18 protein-coding genes are annotated in these 19,140 nt (G+C 47.7%); 11 read left to right on the forward strand and 7 right to left on the reverse strand.

The features are described 5' to 3' along the window. Window positions 1-25 precede the first annotated feature (25 nt). Entirely contained in the window at window positions 26-1,024 is a 999-nt protein-coding gene (locus tag HZS85_RS02350) for an NAD(P)/FAD-dependent oxidoreductase (RefSeq protein WP_053454114.1), read from the reverse strand. Between the two features lie 243 nt (window positions 1,025-1,267). On the opposite strand from HZS85_RS02350, the gene HZS85_RS02355 reads away from it, so the two are divergent. The 6 genes from HZS85_RS02355 (at window position 1,268) to HZS85_RS02380 (ending at window position 9,492) form a co-directional block, all read left to right on the forward strand. After that, window positions 1,268-2,479, forward strand: a complete 1,212-nt coding sequence (locus HZS85_RS02355) for an NAD(P)/FAD-dependent oxidoreductase (RefSeq protein WP_023469134.1) — start codon at window positions 1,268-1,270, stop codon at window positions 2,477-2,479. A gap of 81 nt (window positions 2,480-2,560) precedes the next feature. Continuing rightward, entirely contained in the window at window positions 2,561-2,878 is a 318-nt protein-coding gene (locus HZS85_RS02360; protein WP_214852667.1) for a YuiB family protein, read from the forward strand. A 101-nt stretch (window positions 2,879-2,979) separates the two neighbouring features. Continuing rightward, complete coding sequence (glcT, locus tag HZS85_RS02365) at window positions 2,980-3,837, forward strand: glucose PTS transporter transcription antiterminator GlcT (protein WP_214852669.1); 858 nt, start codon at window positions 2,980-2,982, stop codon at window positions 3,835-3,837. A gap of 217 nt (window positions 3,838-4,054) precedes the next feature. Then, on the forward strand, window positions 4,055-5,578 hold the full coding sequence (ptsG, locus tag HZS85_RS02370; protein WP_214852671.1) for a glucose-specific PTS transporter subunit IIBC: 1,524 nt from the start codon (window positions 4,055-4,057) through the stop codon (window positions 5,576-5,578). Between the two features lie 131 nt (window positions 5,579-5,709). After that, complete coding sequence (gene ptsG, locus HZS85_RS02375) at window positions 5,710-7,821, forward strand: glucose-specific PTS transporter subunit IIBC (RefSeq protein WP_214852673.1); 2,112 nt, start codon at window positions 5,710-5,712, stop codon at window positions 7,819-7,821. Window positions 7,822-7,974: 153 nt separating this feature from the next. Beyond that, on the forward strand, window positions 7,975-9,492 hold the full coding sequence (locus HZS85_RS02380; RefSeq protein ID WP_214852676.1) for an MDR family MFS transporter: 1,518 nt from the start codon (window positions 7,975-7,977) through the stop codon (window positions 9,490-9,492). 107 nt (window positions 9,493-9,599) lie between these two features. Here the strand turns inward: HZS85_RS02380 and ptsP are convergent, their stop codons facing one another. After that, complete coding sequence (gene ptsP / locus HZS85_RS02385) at window positions 9,600-11,324, reverse strand: phosphoenolpyruvate--protein phosphotransferase (protein WP_214852679.1); 1,725 nt, start codon at window positions 11,322-11,324, stop codon at window positions 9,600-9,602. A 352-nt stretch (window positions 11,325-11,676) separates the two neighbouring features. Between ptsP and HZS85_RS02390 the strand changes: the two genes are divergently transcribed. Genes HZS85_RS02390 through HZS85_RS02400 form a run of 3 tightly spaced genes read left to right on the forward strand, consistent with a single transcriptional unit; the run spans window position 11,677 to window position 13,905 of the window. Beyond that, complete coding sequence (locus tag HZS85_RS02390; RefSeq protein WP_214852682.1) at window positions 11,677-13,089, forward strand: leucyl aminopeptidase; 1,413 nt, start codon at window positions 11,677-11,679, stop codon at window positions 13,087-13,089. Further along, window positions 13,086-13,256, forward strand: coding sequence for a hypothetical protein (locus tag HZS85_RS02395; protein ID WP_214852685.1), 171 nt, complete (start codon window positions 13,086-13,088; stop codon window positions 13,254-13,256). The genes HZS85_RS02390 and HZS85_RS02395 overlap by 4 nt, the downstream gene beginning before the upstream one ends. Next, window positions 13,237-13,905, forward strand: coding sequence for a DUF429 domain-containing protein (locus tag HZS85_RS02400; protein WP_214852689.1), 669 nt, complete (start codon window positions 13,237-13,239; stop codon window positions 13,903-13,905). The genes HZS85_RS02395 and HZS85_RS02400 overlap by 20 nt, the downstream gene beginning before the upstream one ends. On the opposite strand, the gene ytvI is transcribed toward HZS85_RS02400, so the two are convergent. Then, window positions 13,885-15,009, reverse strand: coding sequence for a sporulation integral membrane protein YtvI (ytvI, locus tag HZS85_RS02405; protein WP_214852692.1), 1,125 nt, complete (start codon window positions 15,007-15,009; stop codon window positions 13,885-13,887). The two genes, HZS85_RS02400 and ytvI, sit on opposite strands and share 21 nt — an antisense overlap. An 89-nt stretch (window positions 15,010-15,098) precedes the next feature. On the opposite strand from ytvI, the gene HZS85_RS02410 reads away from it, so the two are divergent. Then, window positions 15,099-15,284: a hypothetical protein gene (locus HZS85_RS02410; protein ID WP_214852695.1), complete on the forward strand. Its 186-nt coding sequence runs from the start codon at window positions 15,099-15,101 to the stop codon at window positions 15,282-15,284. Next, on the forward strand, window positions 15,250-16,137 hold the full coding sequence (locus HZS85_RS02415) for a MazG nucleotide pyrophosphohydrolase domain-containing protein (protein WP_251137787.1): 888 nt from the start codon (window positions 15,250-15,252) through the stop codon (window positions 16,135-16,137). Before HZS85_RS02410 ends, HZS85_RS02415 begins: the two co-directional genes overlap by 35 nt. A 39-nt stretch (window positions 16,138-16,176) precedes the next feature. On the opposite strand, the gene HZS85_RS02420 is transcribed toward HZS85_RS02415, so the two are convergent. The 4 genes from HZS85_RS02420 to HZS85_RS02435 are packed head-to-tail and all read right to left on the reverse strand — an operon-like array spanning window position 16,177 to window position 18,957. After that, entirely contained in the window at window positions 16,177-17,367 is a 1,191-nt protein-coding gene (locus HZS85_RS02420; RefSeq protein WP_214852698.1) for an aminotransferase, read from the reverse strand. Further along, window positions 17,364-17,861, reverse strand: coding sequence for an Lrp/AsnC family transcriptional regulator (locus HZS85_RS02425; RefSeq protein ID WP_035406085.1), 498 nt, complete (start codon window positions 17,859-17,861; stop codon window positions 17,364-17,366). The genes HZS85_RS02420 and HZS85_RS02425 overlap by 4 nt, the downstream gene beginning before the upstream one ends. Window positions 17,862-17,865: 4 nt before the next feature. Next, complete coding sequence (locus HZS85_RS02430) at window positions 17,866-18,660, reverse strand: glycosyltransferase family 2 protein (RefSeq protein ID WP_214852701.1); 795 nt, start codon at window positions 18,658-18,660, stop codon at window positions 17,866-17,868. Between the two features lie 57 nt (window positions 18,661-18,717). Next, complete coding sequence (locus HZS85_RS02435) at window positions 18,718-18,957, reverse strand: NifU N-terminal domain-containing protein (RefSeq protein WP_035406091.1); 240 nt, start codon at window positions 18,955-18,957, stop codon at window positions 18,718-18,720. Window positions 18,958-19,140 lie beyond the last annotated feature (183 nt).

Consider the following 19,140-nt stretch of genomic DNA (forward strand, 5'->3'; position numbering starts at 1 on the left):
ATTTGTTTGCAGCCATTCATTTATCTCAAGAATGATTCGTTACTTTTTCGAACAGACTCGTTGAGTGTTGCGGGTGACGAGCCGATGGATCGACAAGAAGTTTCGCCTGGTTGACGGCAATCGGTGCTTCACCGAAGCCTGTTGCGATCAATTTGACGCGTCCTTCGTAAGTCGCAATATCTCCACAAGCGAAGACGCCTGGAATCGCAGTCTCCATCTTCGAGTTGACGCGAATCGAATTGCGTTCGAACTCGACTTCCCATTCTTTGAGCGGCCCAAGTGACGAGACGAAACCAAAGTTGCAGACGACATCGTCAGCAGCAACGACGACGACTTCACCACTTTCAGCATGTTTGAACGTCATCGTCTCGATGTGCGTCTCACCTGTGACCGATTCGAGCGTATACGGCGTCATGACGTTAACGGATGAGTCATGTAATAGTTCGACCGAATGTTCATGGGCACGGAACTTATCGCGACGGTGGACGAGCGTGACAGATTTGGCAATCGGTTCAAGCATCAATGACCAGTCGACTGCTGAATCGCCACCACCAAGCAGGACGACTTGACGATCCTTGAAACGTTCCATGTCGTTGACGAAATAGTGTAAGTTCGTTTCCTCGAAGCGTTCTGCATCTGCCACTCCGAGTGGGCGCGCGGCGAACGAGCCGTTTCCTGCTGTCAAGATGACGGTCTTCGTATAATGCTCGCCTTTGTTCGTGACGAGGCGGATGATTCCGTCATCCATCCGTTCGTAAGCGATGACGGTCTCACCGAGCACGTATGTCGGATCGAATTCATTTGCTTGTTCAAGCAACCGGTCGACCAGTTCCTGTGCTTTTACTTTCGGAAAACCGGCAATATCGTATATATATTTTTCAGGATAAAGCGTAGCGAGTTGACCACCTAATTGAGGTAGACTCTCGATGACCTTCGTCTTCATCTGGCGCATCCCTGAATAAAACGCGGTGAACAGTCCGACCGGACCGCCGCCGATGATCGTGACATCATATGGTTGGTGCATCTGATTCCCTCCTAGCGTTGGATAGGTCTATTATATAGGAAGTAGGGGGTGAAGGTGCAAGTACGGGACATCTCACATTTTTTTAAGGGAAATTACATTTTTCTTTTGCAATCATTCCTGAAAAGTGTTTCAATAAGCTTATAGACATGTGAACATTATTTGAACAAAATTTTTGAGCATTCGTCTGTAATTGAATGTGAAGAAAATCACAACAAAACTACGATTCGTAAGGAGTATCAGAACATGAACACACCTAACATTGTTATTCTTGGAGCGGGCTACGGTGGATTGATCACAGCAGTCAACCTTCAAAAGAAACTCGGCGTCGATCAAGCGAACATCACGTTGATTAATAAACACGACTATCATTACCAAACAACTTGGTTGCATGAACCAGCTGCAGGTACGATGTCTGCGGAGCAAGCGCGCATCTACATCAATGATGTCATCAACCCGTCACGCGTCAAACTTGTCAAAGGTATCGTTGAGAAAGTCGACACGGCTGCTAAAACAGTTCTTTTACAAGATGGCGGAACAGTTCCTTACGATTACGTCGTCGTTGCTCTCGGTGGCGTTCCTGAAACATTCGGTATCAAAGGATTGAAGGAACACGCATTAACGATCAGCTCGTTGAACAGCGTCCGTAAAATCAAGGAACATATCGATTACTCATTCGCACAGTACAAAACAACAGGATCACAAGATCGTTCACTCTTGACGATCGTCGTCGGTGGTGCTGGATTCACAGGAATCGAGTTCATGGGTGAGCTCGTCAACCGTATTCCAGAACTGTGCAAACAATATGATATCCCACGCGAACTCGTTCGTGTCGTTAATATCGAGGCAGCGCCAACAGTCCTTCCAGGATTCGATGCTGATCTCGTCAACTACGCACACAAATGGCTTGAGCGCCAAGGCGTCGAGTTCAAACTCGGTAACGGCATCAAGGAATGTGGACCAGGAAGCGTCACGTTCGGTCCGCTTCAAGGCGACACGACTGAAACGATCGAAGCAAGTACGATCATCTGGACAGGTGGCGTCAGCGGTAACCCTGTCGTTGCAGCATCTGGTTTCGAAGCGATGCGTAACCGTGTCGTCGTCGAAGAAGATCTTCGTGTTCCAGGACACGATAACGTCTTCATGATCGGTGACTGTTCAGCAGTCATGGATCCAAGTTCGAACCGTCCGTACCCACCAACTGCACAAATCGCGACACAACAAGCACACAAAGTCGCTGAGAACATCGCAGCACTCATCGCGGGTCGTCAAACATCGACGTTCACGTACGAGAACAAAGGAACGGTTGCTTCACTTGGTCATAAAGATGGTATCGGCATGGTCTTCGGCAAGAAGATTTACGGTCGTAACGCATCATTTATGAAAAAAGTCATCGACAACAAACACTTCTTTGAACTGAAAAAACTTGGTCTTGCGATCAAAAAAGGGAAGTTCTAAGTTCACGTTTTAGGCAAATGTACACTCGTGCATTTGCCTTTTTTGTCGGTTATACTAGAAGAGATTCAAAGGGGGAACAGTATGCATATCATTCAAGCCGTGATCGGGAGTGTGCTTTATCTCGTCATGTTCTTTAGTATCGGATTCATTTTAAACATGTTGTTGCGGAGTACATGGGTGATGCTCGTACTCTATCCGATCATCATCATCATGATGATCGACAACCAATCGACGCTCGAATACTTCACGAATGCTCGTGAAGCGATTCCGAATCTTGGGGACCGGATTGCTGGTCTACAGACAGCGGATATCACGATGTTCGCGGCTGGTCTTGCCGGAATCATCATCGCCGGTCTATCGATTCGCTTCTTGCGTAAGAGCGGTTACCAAATGTTTTAAAGTCTACTTGAGTAAGTAGGCTTTTTTCGTGTCTGAAAAACCGTTATAATAAAAACAATGTCTTTAAATAAATGTGTAAGAGCAGATTGGGTTGAGAGCGAATGGATAAACAAATGTACCACGTTATCAAGGTATTGAATAATAATGTCGTCATTTGTTCGACTGGTGCGAATCAGGAAGTCATTATCCTCGCGAAAGGGATTGGCTTCGGTCGGAAGCCAGGCGATCAACTGACAGATCTCGACAAGTTGGAAAAAGTCTACACGTTGAAGGATAAAGAAGAACAGGATCAATATAAGGCGCTCGTCGATCATCTCGATGAGAACTTCATCGCGTTGATGAACGAGATCGTCTCGATGATCGAGACACGCTTCGGAAAAAAGGTCGATGAACATATCCATATTGGATTGACGGATCATTTGACGTTTACGTTCAAGCGACTAGAACAAGGAATGGAAGTCACGAATCCGTTTCTTGCTGAAACGGAAGCCTTGTATCCGGAAGAGTACGCCCTTGCAGAAGAAATCGTCGAGTTCATCAGTGCCGAGATGAATTTTTACCTGCCTCCAGCGGAGACAGGATTCATCGCACTTCATATTCATTCGGCGACGAACTTCAAAGACGTACTCGAAGTTAACCGCCATCATCAACTCGTCGGTTTAATTGCTAGTCATATCGAACAGCGACTGGAGATTAAAATCGATCGAAAATCGCTTGATTACAAGCGTCTGATTCGGCATCTTCGTTCAGCGATTGAAAGGGTTTCCAATGGGGAGTATCTAGAGGCTCCAGAAAAAGTAGAAAAGCTATTGCGTGAAGAATATCCGCTATGCTATGATACTGCTTGGGAGCTGATGTCCATCATGGAACGTCAGTTGAAGAAAGCGGTACCGCGCGGTGAGGCGACGTATCTTACGATGCATCTGCAACGCTTAGTGCAGTACGATTCAGGTAAATGACCGCACGGACTACGTGTTACTGATACGATCAGGCATGAGTGGGATGTCGGGCAAGAAGCTTTATTTCCGTTATTCAACGGGATAAGTCTATTGTCTACAATCCGCTCGTGCCTGATTTTTTTCTGTAAAAAATCGGTCAGATGTCTGACTTTTTTCGTCTCAATCATTGGCATTATTCATCATACTTCGCTCTTAACAGGAAAAGGAGGAAACACACATGTTCAAACAGATTTTTGCTGTTCTTCAACGTGTCGGTAAAGCGTTGATGCTTCCTGTAGCGATTTTGCCAGCTGCCGGTATCCTACTCGGATTCGGTAACGCGATGCAAAATCCGAACTTGACGTCAAAACTCGAGTTCTTGAAAAATGATGCAATCATCAAGGTTGCAAAATTGATGGAAGCAGCTGGGGATATCATCTTCGGTAACTTAGCACTCTTATTCGCGGTCGGTGTCGCGATTGGTCTTGCAGGGGACGGCGCAGCCGGACTTGCGGCAATCGTCGGATTCTTGATCATGAACAAAACAATGAGCGTTTGGCTCGGCGTTACACCAGAAATGGTTGCTAACGGTCAAGGATATGCAAACGTACTCGGTATCCCAACACTTCAAACTGGGGTATTCGGTGGTATCATCATCGGTTTGATCGCAGCTTGGGCGTACGGGAAGTACCATAATCTCGAATTGCCACAGTTCCTTGGATTCTTTGCTGGTAAACGTTTCGTTCCAATCGTCACAGCAGTTGTTTCATTGGTTGCAGGTCTTGTTCTCGTATTCGTCTGGCCGTTTGCGCAAGATGGCTTGAACTCGTTCTCGCACTTCATGATGGAGAAAAACCCAACACTCGCAGCATTCGTCTTCGGTCTCATCGAGCGTTCGTTGATTCCATTCGGTCTTCACCATATCTTCTATGCACCATTCTGGTTCGAATTCGGTTCGTACAAGAATGCAGCAGGAACAGTCGTTCATGGTGACCAAGCAATCTTCTTCGCACAATTGAAAGACAACGCAACATTAACAGCTGGTACGTTCATGACTGGTAAATTCCCGTTCATGATGTTCGGTCTTCCAGCAGCAGCACTCGCAATGTACCACGAAGCTCGCCCTGAGCGTCGTGCAGTCGTTGGTGGTCTTCTTGGATCAGCAGCACTTACAGCATTCTTGACAGGTATCACAGAGCCAATCGAATTCGCATTCTTGTTCGTAGCTCCAATCTTGTTCGCAGTTCACGCTGTCTTCGCAGGTCTCTCGTTCATGACAATGCAATTGTTGAACGTTAAGATCGGTATGACATTCTCTGGTGGTTTGATCGACTTCCTTCTGTTCGGTGTTCTTCCAGGGCGCACACAGTGGTGGCTCGTCATCGTCGTCGGTCTTGCACTTTCTGTCATCTACTATGCTGGATTCCGTTTCGCAATCCGCAAGTTCAACCTGAAAACTCCAGGTCGTGAAGATGCAGCTCAAGAGACTTCATCTGCTCAAGGTTCTGAACTCGCTGAAGGTATTCTTGATGCACTCGGTTCAGAGTCGAACATCAAACACTTGGATGCATGTATCACACGTCTTCGTGTTGAAGTTCTCGACAAATCGAAAGTCAATAAAGATGAGTTGAAAAAATTAGGTGCTGCTGGTGTCCTTGAAGTTGGTAACAACGTCCAAGCGATCTATGGACCGAAATCAGACAACATCAAGTCTGAGATTCAAGCTGTCATCACGTCACGTAAACAAGAAAAAACAGTCTAATGTTTTTTTAGATGAGTCCTTCTGCGGAAGGGCTCATTTTTTTTTTTTCGAAATCGTTTAGAATCGTTTTGCACTAGAATATTTTAGGGTATGAATTAAGTAGTTTGTTTAAAAAAGGAGGGAATATGCGCATGTGGAAAAACGTGTTTGGTGTCTTACAGCGGATCGGTAAGGCCCTGATGCTACCGGTAGCGATTTTGCCAGCAGCGGGGTTATTGCTTGCGTTCGGGACAGCGTTTCAAAACCCGAACTTAACACAATATTTACCGTTTCTGGAGAACGATTCGCTTGTCGTCATCTGGCGAGTCATGCAGGATGCGGGTGACATCATCTTTGCGAACCTCGGATTATTGTTCGCCGTCGGGGTCGCGATTGGTCTTGCGAACGGAGAAGGGGTCGCCGGTTTAGCAGCCATCGTCGGTTTCCTGATCATGAACAAGGTCATCAGTTCATTCTTGCAGATTACACCAGAAAAAATCACGGAAGCACAAAAGGCGAGTGATTTGTCGTATGCGACGGTCCTTGGGATACCGACCTTGCAAATGGGGGTATTCGGAGGGATCATTGCCGGTTTGATAGCAGCGTACAGTTATAATAAATTCTTCAAAATCAAACTGCCTGATTTCCTCGGATTTTTTGCAGGGAAACGTTTCGTTCCGATTGCAACGGCCTTGTTCAGTCTTGTCGCAGGTTTTGCTTTGTCATATATTTGGCCACCGATCGGGACAGGCATCAATACGTTCTCCAAAACGATCATCGAAGCGAACGAACCGTTGTCTGCCTTCATCTTTGGACTCGTCGAACGTTCGTTGATTCCGTTTGGTCTTCACCATATCTGGTACTCAAGCTTCTGGTTCCAGTTCGGTGAATATACGGATAAAGCCGGAACGATCATCAACGGGGATCAGCGGATCTTCTTTGCACAATTAAAGGACGGTGTACCGTTCACGGCAGGGACATATATGACCGGGAAATATCCATTCATGATGTTCGGTCTGCCAGCAGCCTGTCTTGCGATGTACCACACGGTCGCAAAGGATCGTCGTAAAGCCGTCGAAGGTCTCTATTTCTCAGCTGCGTTGACTTCTTTCCTGACTGGGATCACGGAGCCAGTCGAGTTCTCCTTCGTATTCGTTGCACCACTTTTGTTTGCCGTTCACGCTGTCTTTGCAGGTCTTTCATTCATGATCATGGATTTACTGAACGTCAAGATCGGGATGACATTCTCCGGTGGATTGATTGACTACACGTTGTTCGGGATTTTACCGAACCGAACTTCGTGGTGGCTTGTCATTCCAGTCGGTCTCGTCTTCGCCGTCATCTATTACTTCGGTTTCCGTTTCGTCATCACGAAATTCGATCTGAAGATTCCAGGACGTGAAGCAATCAAAGAGGGTGCTGCGACATCGACGGCACAAGCAGGCGATCTACCGTATGAAATTCTACAAGCATTCGGTGGTCCATCAAACATTAAACATTTAGATGCCTGTATCACACGTCTTCGGATTACCGTTAATGATAAATCAGGTGTCAACAAGGATCGCTTGAAAGAGCTCGGTGCTGCCGGTGTCCTTGAAGTCGGAGATAACGTCCAGGCAATCTTTGGACCGAAATCTGATGGGATCAAGTCAGAAATGGCAGATATCATGAAAGATCCAAATTACAAACCGAAAGAGACACCGGAAGCCGACCCGATTCCACAAGTTCCAACAGGAGATGAAGCGCGAACTTCTGGATCGGGTACAACCGATACGGGACCACTCGCTGGAGATCGTGGGGGTGCTTATGTGCCTGAAGATGGATACGTCGCACCACTGAGCGGTATCATTCGTTCTCTGGATGATGTACCGGATCAAGTATTCTCCGGTCGTATGATGGGTGACGGATATGCGATCGAACCGACGGAAGGATATGTCGTCTCTCCCGTCTCTGGTGAGATTACAACCTTCTTCCCGACGAAACACGCGATCGGTATTCTTGCGGATAACGGAGATGAGATCTTGATTCACATCGGTATTGATACGGTGTCACTTGAAGGAAAAGGGTTTGAGGCGTTAGCGAAAGCTGGAGATCGTGTCAAACCGGGGACACCACTTCTCAATGTCGATCTCGAGCAAGTACGACCACTCGTGCCATCGTTACTGACACCGATCATCGTCACGAACAGTGGCGATCGAAAAGTCGACGTCGATGTCGGACAGACGGTCGAAGCCGGAGAAGCGATTTCGTATCGTGTAGAGTAAAGGAAGAAAAGCGACGGATCGTCACGAACGGTCCGTCTTTTTTTGTGTGAAAATATTGTAGAACACATTTGATAGTGAGATTTTGCACATATGATGATACAATGAGTTAGCTATTATAAGAGTTAGCTAATTTTTTAGAAATGAGGTGTGTCGATGTCTTCGACTACAACAAAAACGAATACGACACCTGTCGTCATTGGACTATTGATTGGGATTTTAGTCGCAGCAATGGATAACACGATCGTTGCGACGGCGATGCCGACGATCGTCAGTGAACTGAATGGGTTTGATCAGTACGCTTGGGTCACGTCGGCTTACATGATCGCAACCGTTGCCGGGATGCCGATCTTCGGTAAATTGAGTGACATGTATGGAAGAAAACGCTTCTTCCTCTTTGGGATGCTTATCTTCATGATAGGGAGTATCTTGTGTGGAATGGCAGACTCAATCATTGAATTGTCTGCGTATCGTGCCTTACAAGGGCTTGGTGGCGGTGCGTTGATGCCGATCGCCTTTACGATTATCTTTGATATCTTCCCACCGGAGAAACGTGGGAAAGTCAGTGGATTGTTCGGAGCGGTCTTCGGGATCTCGAGTATTTTCGGACCGTTGCTTGGTGCCGTATTGACGGATTCCCTCGACTGGCGCTGGGTATTTTATATCAACATCCCACTCGGATTGATTGCCCTTGGTCTCGTGACAGTCTTCTATCAGGAATCACCGGTGCACCGGACACAGAAAATCGACTACATCGGTGCCTTCACGCTTGTTGCAGGATTGGTTTTATTCTTACTCGCGCTCGAAATGGGTGGGAAAGAGTATGCATGGTCTTCACCACAAATTCTTGGTCTGTTCGGAGCAGCACTCGTCGCGTTCGTTGCCTTCGCATTCGCTGAACGCCGTGCCGCGGATCCAGTTATTACATTCAGTCTGTTCCGTCGTCGTTTATTTGCGGCAACACAAGGCGTTGCGTTCTTTTATGGATTCGTCTTCATCTCGGCGAGTGTGTTCATTCCAATCTTCGTTCAAGGTGTCTTTGGTGGCAGTGCGACGAACTCCGGTCTGATCCTGATGCCGATGTTGATTGCCTCAGTCATCTCGGCGCAGCTCGGTGGCCAGTTGCCGAATAAGTTTGGTTTCCGAAATGTCATGATCGTCTCAGCTGTCTTTTTCCTACTCGGTGTCTATCTCCTCAGTACAATGACGCTTGAGACATCGCGTACAGCAGTAACGATCTATATGATCATTCTTGGGTTCGGTGTTGGCTTTAGCTTCTCGTTGTTGAACCTAGCAAGCATCAATGGTATCGAGATGCAACGTCGTGGTGCTGCGACGTCGATGGGATCGACATTCCGGACGATCGGGATGACGCTTGGTGTCACGGTCCTCGGCATCGTTCAATCACGAACGTTCACATCGGCTGTAGCGGATCGATTGCCGCAAGGTGGAGCGCCGTCAGGTGGGCAGTTCCCGACGGCAGCTGCGTTTGCGAAGATGCCACCAGAAGTCGCGACAGCAATCAAGACATCGCTTGCAGAATCCATCTCTACCGTCTATTTCTGGGCCTTGATTCCAGCAGTACTCGGTGTCATCTTTATCTTCTTAATGGGGAACGAGCGTCCGATTTTATCGGAACAAGCGACCCCAGAGAAGAAAAAACAAGCTCAATAATCAGGTTTCAACAACGCCTTCTTTCTTATTTAAAAGAGGCGTTGTTTTTTTGTTAATCGGTATAAAAAAAGACGAACCTGGATTACTCCAGATTCGTCTAACAGAAATTATTTTTTGATATCGAATGTCGTGCTGAGGAAGTCGACGACTTCTTCTGCTGTATCCATATCAAGCACTTGCTCGACGATTGCTTCACATTCTGACTTGTTGAGGCGTGTCATCAAGCTACGTGCGCGAAGGACAGATGAAGCAGACATCGAGAACTCATCGAGACCAAGCCCAAGAAGGATTGGGAGTGCCAATTCTTCTCCTGCCATCTCACCACACATGCCGACCCATTTGCCTGCTTTGTGTGCTTCTGTGATGACGTTGTTCAAGAGGTTCAAGATCGCAGGATTGAACGGTTGGTACAGGTACGATACTTTTTCGTTCATCCGGTCTGCCGCCATCGTGTATTGAATCAAATCGTTCGTTCCGACAGAGAAGAAGTCGACTTCTTTTGCGAACTGACGAGCCATGACCGCAGTTGCTGGGATCTCGACCATCATACCGACTTCGATGTCTTCTGATACAGTGACACCTTCACCTTGGAGATTTGCTTTCTCTTCAAGGAGAAGTGCTTTTGCAGCACGGAACTCTTCGATTGTTGCGATCATTGGGAACATGACAGCGAGTTTACCGTATGCACTTGCACGAAGAAGTGCGCGCAATTGTGTACGGAACAAGTCTGTTTGATCGAGACAGAGACGGATCGCACGGTAACCGAGGAACGGGTTCATCTCGTGTGGGAGATCAAGGTACGACAATTCTTTGTCGCCACCGATATCGAGCGTCCGAATGACGACTTTTTTATCGCCCATTGACTCGAGAACGGTTTTGTATGCTGTGAATTGCTCGTCTTCCGTTGGGAATGTCTCTGCATCCATGTAGAGGAATTCTGTCCGGTAGAGACCGACAGCTTCTGCTCCGTTTTCAAGCACGCCTTTGACATCGTTTGGTGTACCGATGTTTGCGGCGAGCTCGACGTGGTGACCGTCAGCTGTCATTGTTTTTTCGTTCTTAAGTTTTTTCCACTCTTCTTTTTGTGCGATGTATGCTGCACGTTTTGCTTCATACTCAGCGACTTGCTCTTCACTTGGGTTGACGATGACGTCACCTTCCGCACCGTCAAGGATGAGAAGATCGCCGTGTTTAACGTCCGTCAAGACAACTTTTGTTCCGACGACTGCTGGGATTTCGAGTGAACGAGACATAATGGCAGAGTGCGATGTCCGGCCACCAATGTTCGTTGCGAAACCTTTAGCATACTTACGGTTCAATTGTGCCGTATCTGAAGGAGTCAAGTCTTCCGCGATGATGATGACTTCTTCATTGATTTGAGCTGGAGTGACGAACGTGATACCGAGAAGGTGAGCCATCGTCCGTTTCGTGACGTCGCGGACGTCCGCTGCACGTTCACGCATGTATTCGTTATCCATTGATTCGAAAATCATGACCATCATGTTCGCGACTTCATCGAGTGCTTTCGCAGCATTTGCTTGCTCGTCCTCGATTTTTGCGTTCACCTGACTAACGATTTCCGGATCTTCTAGGATGAGAAGGTGAGCCGAGAAGATCTCCGCTTTATCTGGACCTAATTCTTTTAAGGTATTTTCACGAATGACTTCGAGTTCCGTCTTCGATTTTGCGATCGCTGCTTGGAAACGTTCTTTTTCCGCAGCCGTATCCTCGATTTTGTGCGATGGAATCTCAAAGACCGGTGTTTCCATCACGAATGCCTTTGCAATCGCGATCCCTGCAGAAGCGCCAATTCCTTTGATGTGTTGTGCCATGTGCATTACCCTCTTTTCAGTAAGTTTTTTTAACGCGACGACTTCGTTTCTTAGCTATCTATAGATACCCATAAACGCCTCTCTCTTAACGAGCCTTCTGCGCACTCTCCCTTGAATGAAAACGTAGACATTTCCCGGAACAGCAAACGCATCGTTTCTTGAAGTGTCTCAATTTTTCACCTGTTTAATCCTATCATATTGTGAAACGGGCAACAATTGTTTGAAACCAAGCATTTCGACAAATTGGCAAACAAGAATGATGTAAGCGTTTGCGGTCCGCTGAGAGGCTATCAGTTGGAAAATGACTGAAAACACTTCATACTAGTAGGTATTAGATAAAGGGGGAATTTTTATGCAAACGAATCAACCCGTAGACGTACTGATCGTCGGGATATCAGGGAATCAACCGATTGATGAACGATTACAAGCAATGTATGGTGACAAACTAGATGAGTGGGTCCGTCAAGGTGATATCTCAACGAAACGGGGAGAACTTCGTCTGTTGCCGACGTTATCAGGAGACGTCGCACGTGTGCTGTTCGTCGGACTCGGGAAAGTCGATCAACTCTCGCAAGACAACTTGCGCCGTTTGCTCGGAAAAGCCGCACAACATGTCAAAGCACGCCGCTTAGAACAGGTGACAGTCGACGCGACGACGTTTCCAGGTCAACCGGTCGAACTGATTGCTGAGACATTCACCCTCGCTACATATGAGGTCAAACATTATAAAACATCTCCTTCTAAAGCGTACACGCTTCATCTGACGGTCTTACCTTCTGAAGACGAGGCAGTGCGTCGCGGAAAAGCCTTAGGGGAAGCAACGAACTTGGCGCGACGTCTCGTAACGATGCCGGGAAATCTTTTGACGGCGCCAGCGCTTGCGGACGAAGCACGCTTCATCGCGGAGCGTCATGGACATGATCTCCGAATCATCGATAAGGAAGAGATGGAAGCACTTGGCATGGGTGCCTTGCTTGCCGTCAATCAAGGATCGGTCATCCCGCCGAAGTTGATCGTCCTTGAATACAAAGGCTCAGTAGAAGCACCGATTGCTGTCGTCGGAAAAGGTGTCACGTTCGATACAGGTGGTTATTCGATCAAACCAAAAGACGGGATCGTCGGGATGAAAGGAGATATGGGAGGCGCAGCAGCAGTTCTTGGTCTGTTTGAAGCACTCGGTCAACTCAAACCTGATGTTCACGTCATTGGCGTCATTCCGGCAACGGATAACATGATTTCTGGGGATGCTTTCAAACCAGATGATGTCATCACGTCGATGGCAGGAAAAACGATTGAAGTCTTGAACACGGATGCAGAAGGACGACTTGTCCTCGCAGATGCAGTCACGTACGTGAAAGAGTACCAGCCGAAAGCCATCATCGACCTCGCAACATTGACAGGTGGTGTCCTTGTCGCCCTTGGAACAGAAATCACAGGTGCATTGACGAATGATGCGTCACTTTACGAACGCTTTGAACAGGTGACGAAAGAGACGAACGAGATGGTATGGCAAATGCCATATGTCGATGCGTTCATTAAACAAGTCCGCCGCTCAGATGTCGCAGATTTGAATAACTCACCGGGACGCATGGGACACATGATCTTCGGTGGTGCGTTCGTCGGGGAATTTGTAGGCGACACACCATGGTTGCACCTCGATATCGCGGGAACATCGGAACAGAATCAAGCGTCTGAGATTGGTCCAAAAGGAGCAACGGGTGTCATGGTTCGTAGTCTGTATCGATTCGTCGAGCAAGAAAAATGAGACGTTGGAATCTACTCGGCGTCTTGTTGACGATTCTTATCGTCGTCTGGTACTTGGATGCACGAGATCGTCTATCGCTCGGTCTTGCGACATTTATCGGTATCTTCACGGTCTTATCACTACTGCGTTCTTTCCGGGAGAAGACGAATGCACGTCATCGGGATTGATGCGGCAAAGGCAGGATGGGTCGTCGTCAGGTACGAAAATGAGACGTACTCAGGATCAATCGAACTGACGCTTGGACAGATCCCGCCAGCCGACCGAATTTGGATCGATATGCCGATCGGTTTGATGGAAGGACGACGCGAAACAGATCAGCTGTTACGACAGGAACTACGCCCCGGACGAACGAGTAGTGCCTTTAATGCACCGTTCCTCAGTGCGTTGACAACACCAAGTTATATGGAAGCAAATAATTTAGCGAAACAACATGCTGGTATCGGACTTTCGAAACAAGCGTGGTATCTATTACCGAAAATCCGAGAAGTCCGTCATGCACATCGATCTGAAATGATTGAATCACATCCAGAAGTCTGCTTTGCACGCCTCGCCGGTCATCCGGCACGTTTTTCTAAGAAAACAAGGGAAGGCATCGCGGAACGAATCGAATTACTTGAACAATATGATTGTCCCCCGTTATGGGAACAGCGTCAGCCGAACGTCGCGATTGATGATTGGCTTGATGCTTGTCTGCTTGCGACCGGTGCACGGTTTCCATGCGATTACTTGCCAGCAAGTCAACCAGTGGACACGGAAGGGTATCCTTTATATGCCGCTGTACCCAAAAAATCACCCTCACCGAAATGGTGTGGGTGATCCTTTCACGAAGTCCCAGATATAATGGAAAATCTGTGCATTGTAGAGTGCTTTTAAGATGACGGCAATCAATGGTCCAAGGATTAGCCCGAAGACGCCGAAGAATTTGATCCCGACGAACAACGCAATCAATGCCGTAATCGGTTGAATGCCGATGTTATCGCCGACGATCTTCGGTTCCATGATGTTGCGCTGGAGAATGACGATGGCATACAAAATGCCAAGTCCAATCGCAAGCGTCGTATCTCCGGTGATCACCGAGTAAGCGATCCAAGGCAGGAAGACGGAACCAGTACCGAGATACGGTAAGATGTCGAAGAAGGCAGCGATGAAAGCAACTGCGAATGGATGATCGACACCAATGATGATTAAACCAATCAAGACGATGAAAAACGTGATCGTGATCAACGTGAGTTGCGCTTTAAGATAACCAAATAAGGCAGATCGTAAGCTCAAGAAGACCGACTCGACACGAGCGAACCAAGGAAGCATCTCGTAGCGCTTCAATCGCATTTCGTACTGGTGCCAATCCTTTGCGATGAAGAACCAAGCGAGTAAGACGATGACGAAAATCAACGCAATCGATGGTAAAGTCGCAAGAACAGATTGAAGCATCATCGCAACACTTTTTGAGCCTTCTCCAATCGCACTCGCAAGCGAACTACCGAGCGATTGAATACTGTTTTGGACCGTATTTTGTTGGGATGGTTCTAATGAACGTAATGCTTCAGAAGCATCGTTCCAAATCGGTGCCAGTTTTTCGTTATATAGCTTTTGGAAATACAGACTCAACTCCTGGATTTGTGCCGGTAATTGATTGGCGACAAATACGAGACCGCGAATCAACTGCATGATGATCAAGGCAAGCGAACCGATCAATAAACCACTGATCAAAATGATGGACAATAACGCACCCCATCCACGATTGATCCGTAACCGCTTTTGAAAGAAATCGACAAGCGGACGGCTGAAAAGAGCAAGCAGAAACGCAAAGACAAACGGGTACAAAATGGACGAGAGGCGGATGAATAACCATCCAACAGCTACGAAGGCGAAGATCACCGTCAAGAACCGGGCCATTTGCCAAAGACGTTCAGTCGACACAAGCAACACCTCTTACTGGATTATGTAGAATTGATATCATCATATCATGTTTAGGTAGGGAACGAGTCATTCAAAAGGAGGAGAAAACGATGCGTAAAAGAGAAATCGGATTATTTGCTGCATTGATTGCTGCGACATCCGTTGGAATCCGAGAATGGAAGAAAAATCAGGCGTTTGCCAAACGCGTCAAACAAGAGACGGAGGCGCAAGTACGTCAAGCAATCGTGGGGGATCAGACAGATGGAACAGATGAAGACACTGCAACAAAAGGTTGATGCGACGATTCGTTCACTCGGAGGTTATTTTCGACCGCTCTCTGGTCTCGCACGCTTGACCGAAGAAATCGGTGAAGTCGGTGAAGCACTCGAACAAAGAGATCAAGAAGCTCTTCGTTCAGAACTTGTAGACGTTTTGATGATCTCGACGTGTCTTGCCAATCAATACGTGACGGATCTTGCGGTGCAACATGAGGCACTCGGAACGGTAAACGATGATCAGGACGGTTCCTTTTATCGACTTGTGCATGAAGCTGGTCAAGTCGCACGCGTCATGAATGGGTACGAAGGGGATAAACCGCCTAAAGCGAAGGATACAATTGTTCCAATCGGTCATTCCATCGCACGTCTGCAACGGGAATTATTTCGTTTAGCACGACCGCTACAACTCGATTTACTGTCGGAAATCGATCGGACGAATGAAAAGAATCTCAAGCGGGATAAAACACGCTTTGCGTTGACACGTGACCCTATCACGGAAGAGACGATTGATCACTTCCGGAGTGCGACAGGAAGTGAGGCACGTCTCTGGGGAGCACCTATTTATGAGGATGATCAAACATTAGCGGGTAATATGGAGGCGGCCCTCCCGTCGCTTCGACGATTCCTCCGCTGTGCGCCGATTGAGGGAATCGAGGCGTTCGTCTTCGAGGCACCGATGGAACGATCGCGTAGTTTAGTCGAAGTGAAAGAATTAGCAGATGAAATGGGGCGCTTGATCAAAGAGCGGACACCACTTGATTTCAAGGACTCACCGTATCGGTTAGAAGTTTTTGCGCCACAACTCGGTCCAGTCTCACCGTATCATGCGGAAGACGACTATCGGATGTTTCTTGTCTTCTATGTCGATTAAAAAATAAGCCGCCTGCTCGTTTGAGCAAGCGGCTTATTTTTAGTGTGAGTGAGACGATGTTGTCTCATCCTGAGTCTGCCATTTTTTCATGAAGCGCTGAATGCGCGCGATGGCTTCTTGCAGTTGCTCGATTGAACTCGCGTAACTTGCCCGGACATAGCCTTCACCGCTTGCTCCGAAGACGGATCCTGGAACGACAGCGACGCGCTCAGCGAGCAACAATTGCTCGGCGAACTGCTCACTCGTCAGCCCAGTATGACCAATGTACGGAAAAGCATAAAAGGCACCGCCTGGTAAGTGCGTCGGAAGACCCGCATCGTTTAACGCCTTGACGAAGTAATTCCGGCGTTGGCGATAACTTGTCACCATATCAGGGACTGTCTTATGACGAGAACGTAACGCTTCAATACCCGCGAATTGGACGAGTGTTGGTGCACACATCATTCCATATTGGTGGACCTTCAGCATCGATTGCGTGATCGCAGGTGGTGCGCAAGTAAAGCCGAGCCGCCAGCCCGTCATCGCGAAAGCTTTCGAGAAACCATTGATGATGATCGTCCGCTCCCGCATACCAGGAAGGGTCGCAAAACAAATCGCTTCTGTTTCGTAGGATAGCTCCGCATAGATTTCATCACTGATGACATATAAATCATGCTTTTGAACAAGTAACGCGAGGTCCGCTAACTGATCGCATGTCATCGTCGAGCCTGTCGGATTCGATGGGAAACAGAAAATGATTGCTTTCGTTTTGTCCGTCAGCAACTGTTCGATCGTTTCCGGTTGAATCGCAAAACCGTCTTCTGCGTGACATGCAGCGGCGACAGGAATTCCTCCAGCAAGTTCGATCAAGGGGGCATATGAAACGAACGCCGGTTCAACGACGATGACTTCATCTCCCGGATTGATCAAACTACGAAACGCAAGGTCAAGTCCTTCCGAAGCTCCGGTCGTGACGATGATCTCTTCCGTCGTCGAATAGGAGATGGCGAACTTTTCTTGCATGTAAAGCGCGATTTCCTGACGTAACTCGAGTAAACCGGCGTTAGCGCTGTATGCTGTGTAGCCCTGTTCAAGTGCTGCAAAGCTTGCTTCTCGGACGTTCCATGGCGTGACGAAATCGGGTTCACCGACACCAAGTGAGATGACATCTTCCATCGATCCAGCTAAATCAAAGAAACGACGAATGCCGGATGGAGCTAGCTGTTCGACACGTGTTGATAAAGATTTCATGGAGACACCTTCAATCGTTTGTCGTCATCATCCTGACTGAAGAGAACGCCATCGTGCTTATACGTCTTTAAGCGGAAATGGGTCGTCGTCGAGATGACGGAGTCGAGTGTCGATAATTTTTCAGAAACGAATTGAGACACTTCTTGTAGCGATTTGCCATCAAGTACGACTTGTAAGTCATATGCGCCTGACATCAGATACAGAGATGTCACTTCCGGGAAACGATGGATTCGCTCTGCGACTTCATCAAAGCCGCGTCCCCGTTTTGGTGTGACCTTGACATCGATGAAAGCTGTCACGCCGTGATGGGCATGAATCTTTTGCCAGTCAATGACGGCGGTATAGCCGAGTAGGACACCGTCACGTTTGAATGTTTCAATCGAAGCAGCTACTTCTGACGCTTCCCAATCGAGCATCTGCGCAAGTAAGTTTACGTCCATCGGACCATTTTGTGTTAATAGTGCTAATAATTCGAGTTGTTTTTCGGTGTACATGGAATCACTCACTTTCTGTCAATTGACCATTGAAGGTACGACGTGTCTGTCGCAGTCGTGCGCGTCGTTCTTCCTGAACGATATGGAAGTTCTTCATTTCACGTGTCGGAAGTTGATGTTTTTCGACCAGGCGGTCAAAATAGACGCGTCGCGTTGCGTCTTGTCGTGCCGACTCATGATTGCCGGACGGGTTGAAGGCGTACAGGACGGTTGCTCGTGCCGGATGTAACACTAAATGATCCTTACCGACGCGTAAAATCCAGTCCCAGTCCCAGTAGTTGAAGACGTCTTCATCAAACAGACCGAGTTGATCGTGGAGCGATTTACGGTAGAGCGATCCGGATGGAATGTACGTCGAGTCTTCTCGCATCGTCTCCGGATCATACGGGTACGCGAACGGTTCGGAATGAAGTGCAATCCGGTGACCGTCTTCCCAGCGATACGTAAAGAGCTCCGCGTCCGTATACGTTAGATCCGCGCCGGCTTCGAGATCACCGACCGCTTCTTCGAGATGACTCGGTAATAAGAGGTCATCGTCATCATGAAGTAAGATATACCGACCGGAAGCGAGTATGACACCGTGATTTCGAGCACGGACGTGATGATTTTCAGGTAACTCGACATATGTGATCTGCAGACGATCCTGATAGGCAGAGGTCACTGCTGAGACATCGTCGCCATTATTGTTTAGAACGATGACATCGAAGTCCTGATAGTGTTGACGTGTCAACGCTTCTAGCGCTTCTGCTAGTTCGCGAGGACGATTGTATGTCGGGATGATGATGGATACGGTTGGCATCAGCGATCGCTCCTTGAACAAAGACACCTGTTCAGGAACAGGTGTCTTCTTGTTTTTTTACATGTTTGCTTCGATACGTGGTAGCAGCTCATTCCATTCTGCTTCTGGTTCTTTCGTGACCGTCACGAAGTCGCCGTAAGCGAATAGATTATCAATGCCATCGATAGCGATCAAAGATGCGAGCAACGTATCTTCCGGTGTATCTTCTTTTTTGACACTCGTACTTTTTGCACCGAAGCGCTGTTCCTCGAGCGTGATTTTGACGGAATTCGGGTTTGGTGTGTAATCGACTTGCATAGGTAAGCTCCTTTCAACGTACATACGTATATGCCATATGTCATCTTTTCGTGATAGTTGGATTCAATCCTTCTTCCTCCAAACGGAAGATCGATACGTTCAGTATATCAGAAAATTCGAAGAGAATATTTTTCTTCTGATAGGAGAAATGACTCATCTTTATTTTAAGAGTTCGCGTGAACT

Source organism: Exiguobacterium sp. s130, from assembly GCF_018619055.1.
Classification (GTDB): domain Bacteria; phylum Bacillota; class Bacilli; order Exiguobacteriales; family Exiguobacteriaceae; genus Exiguobacterium_A.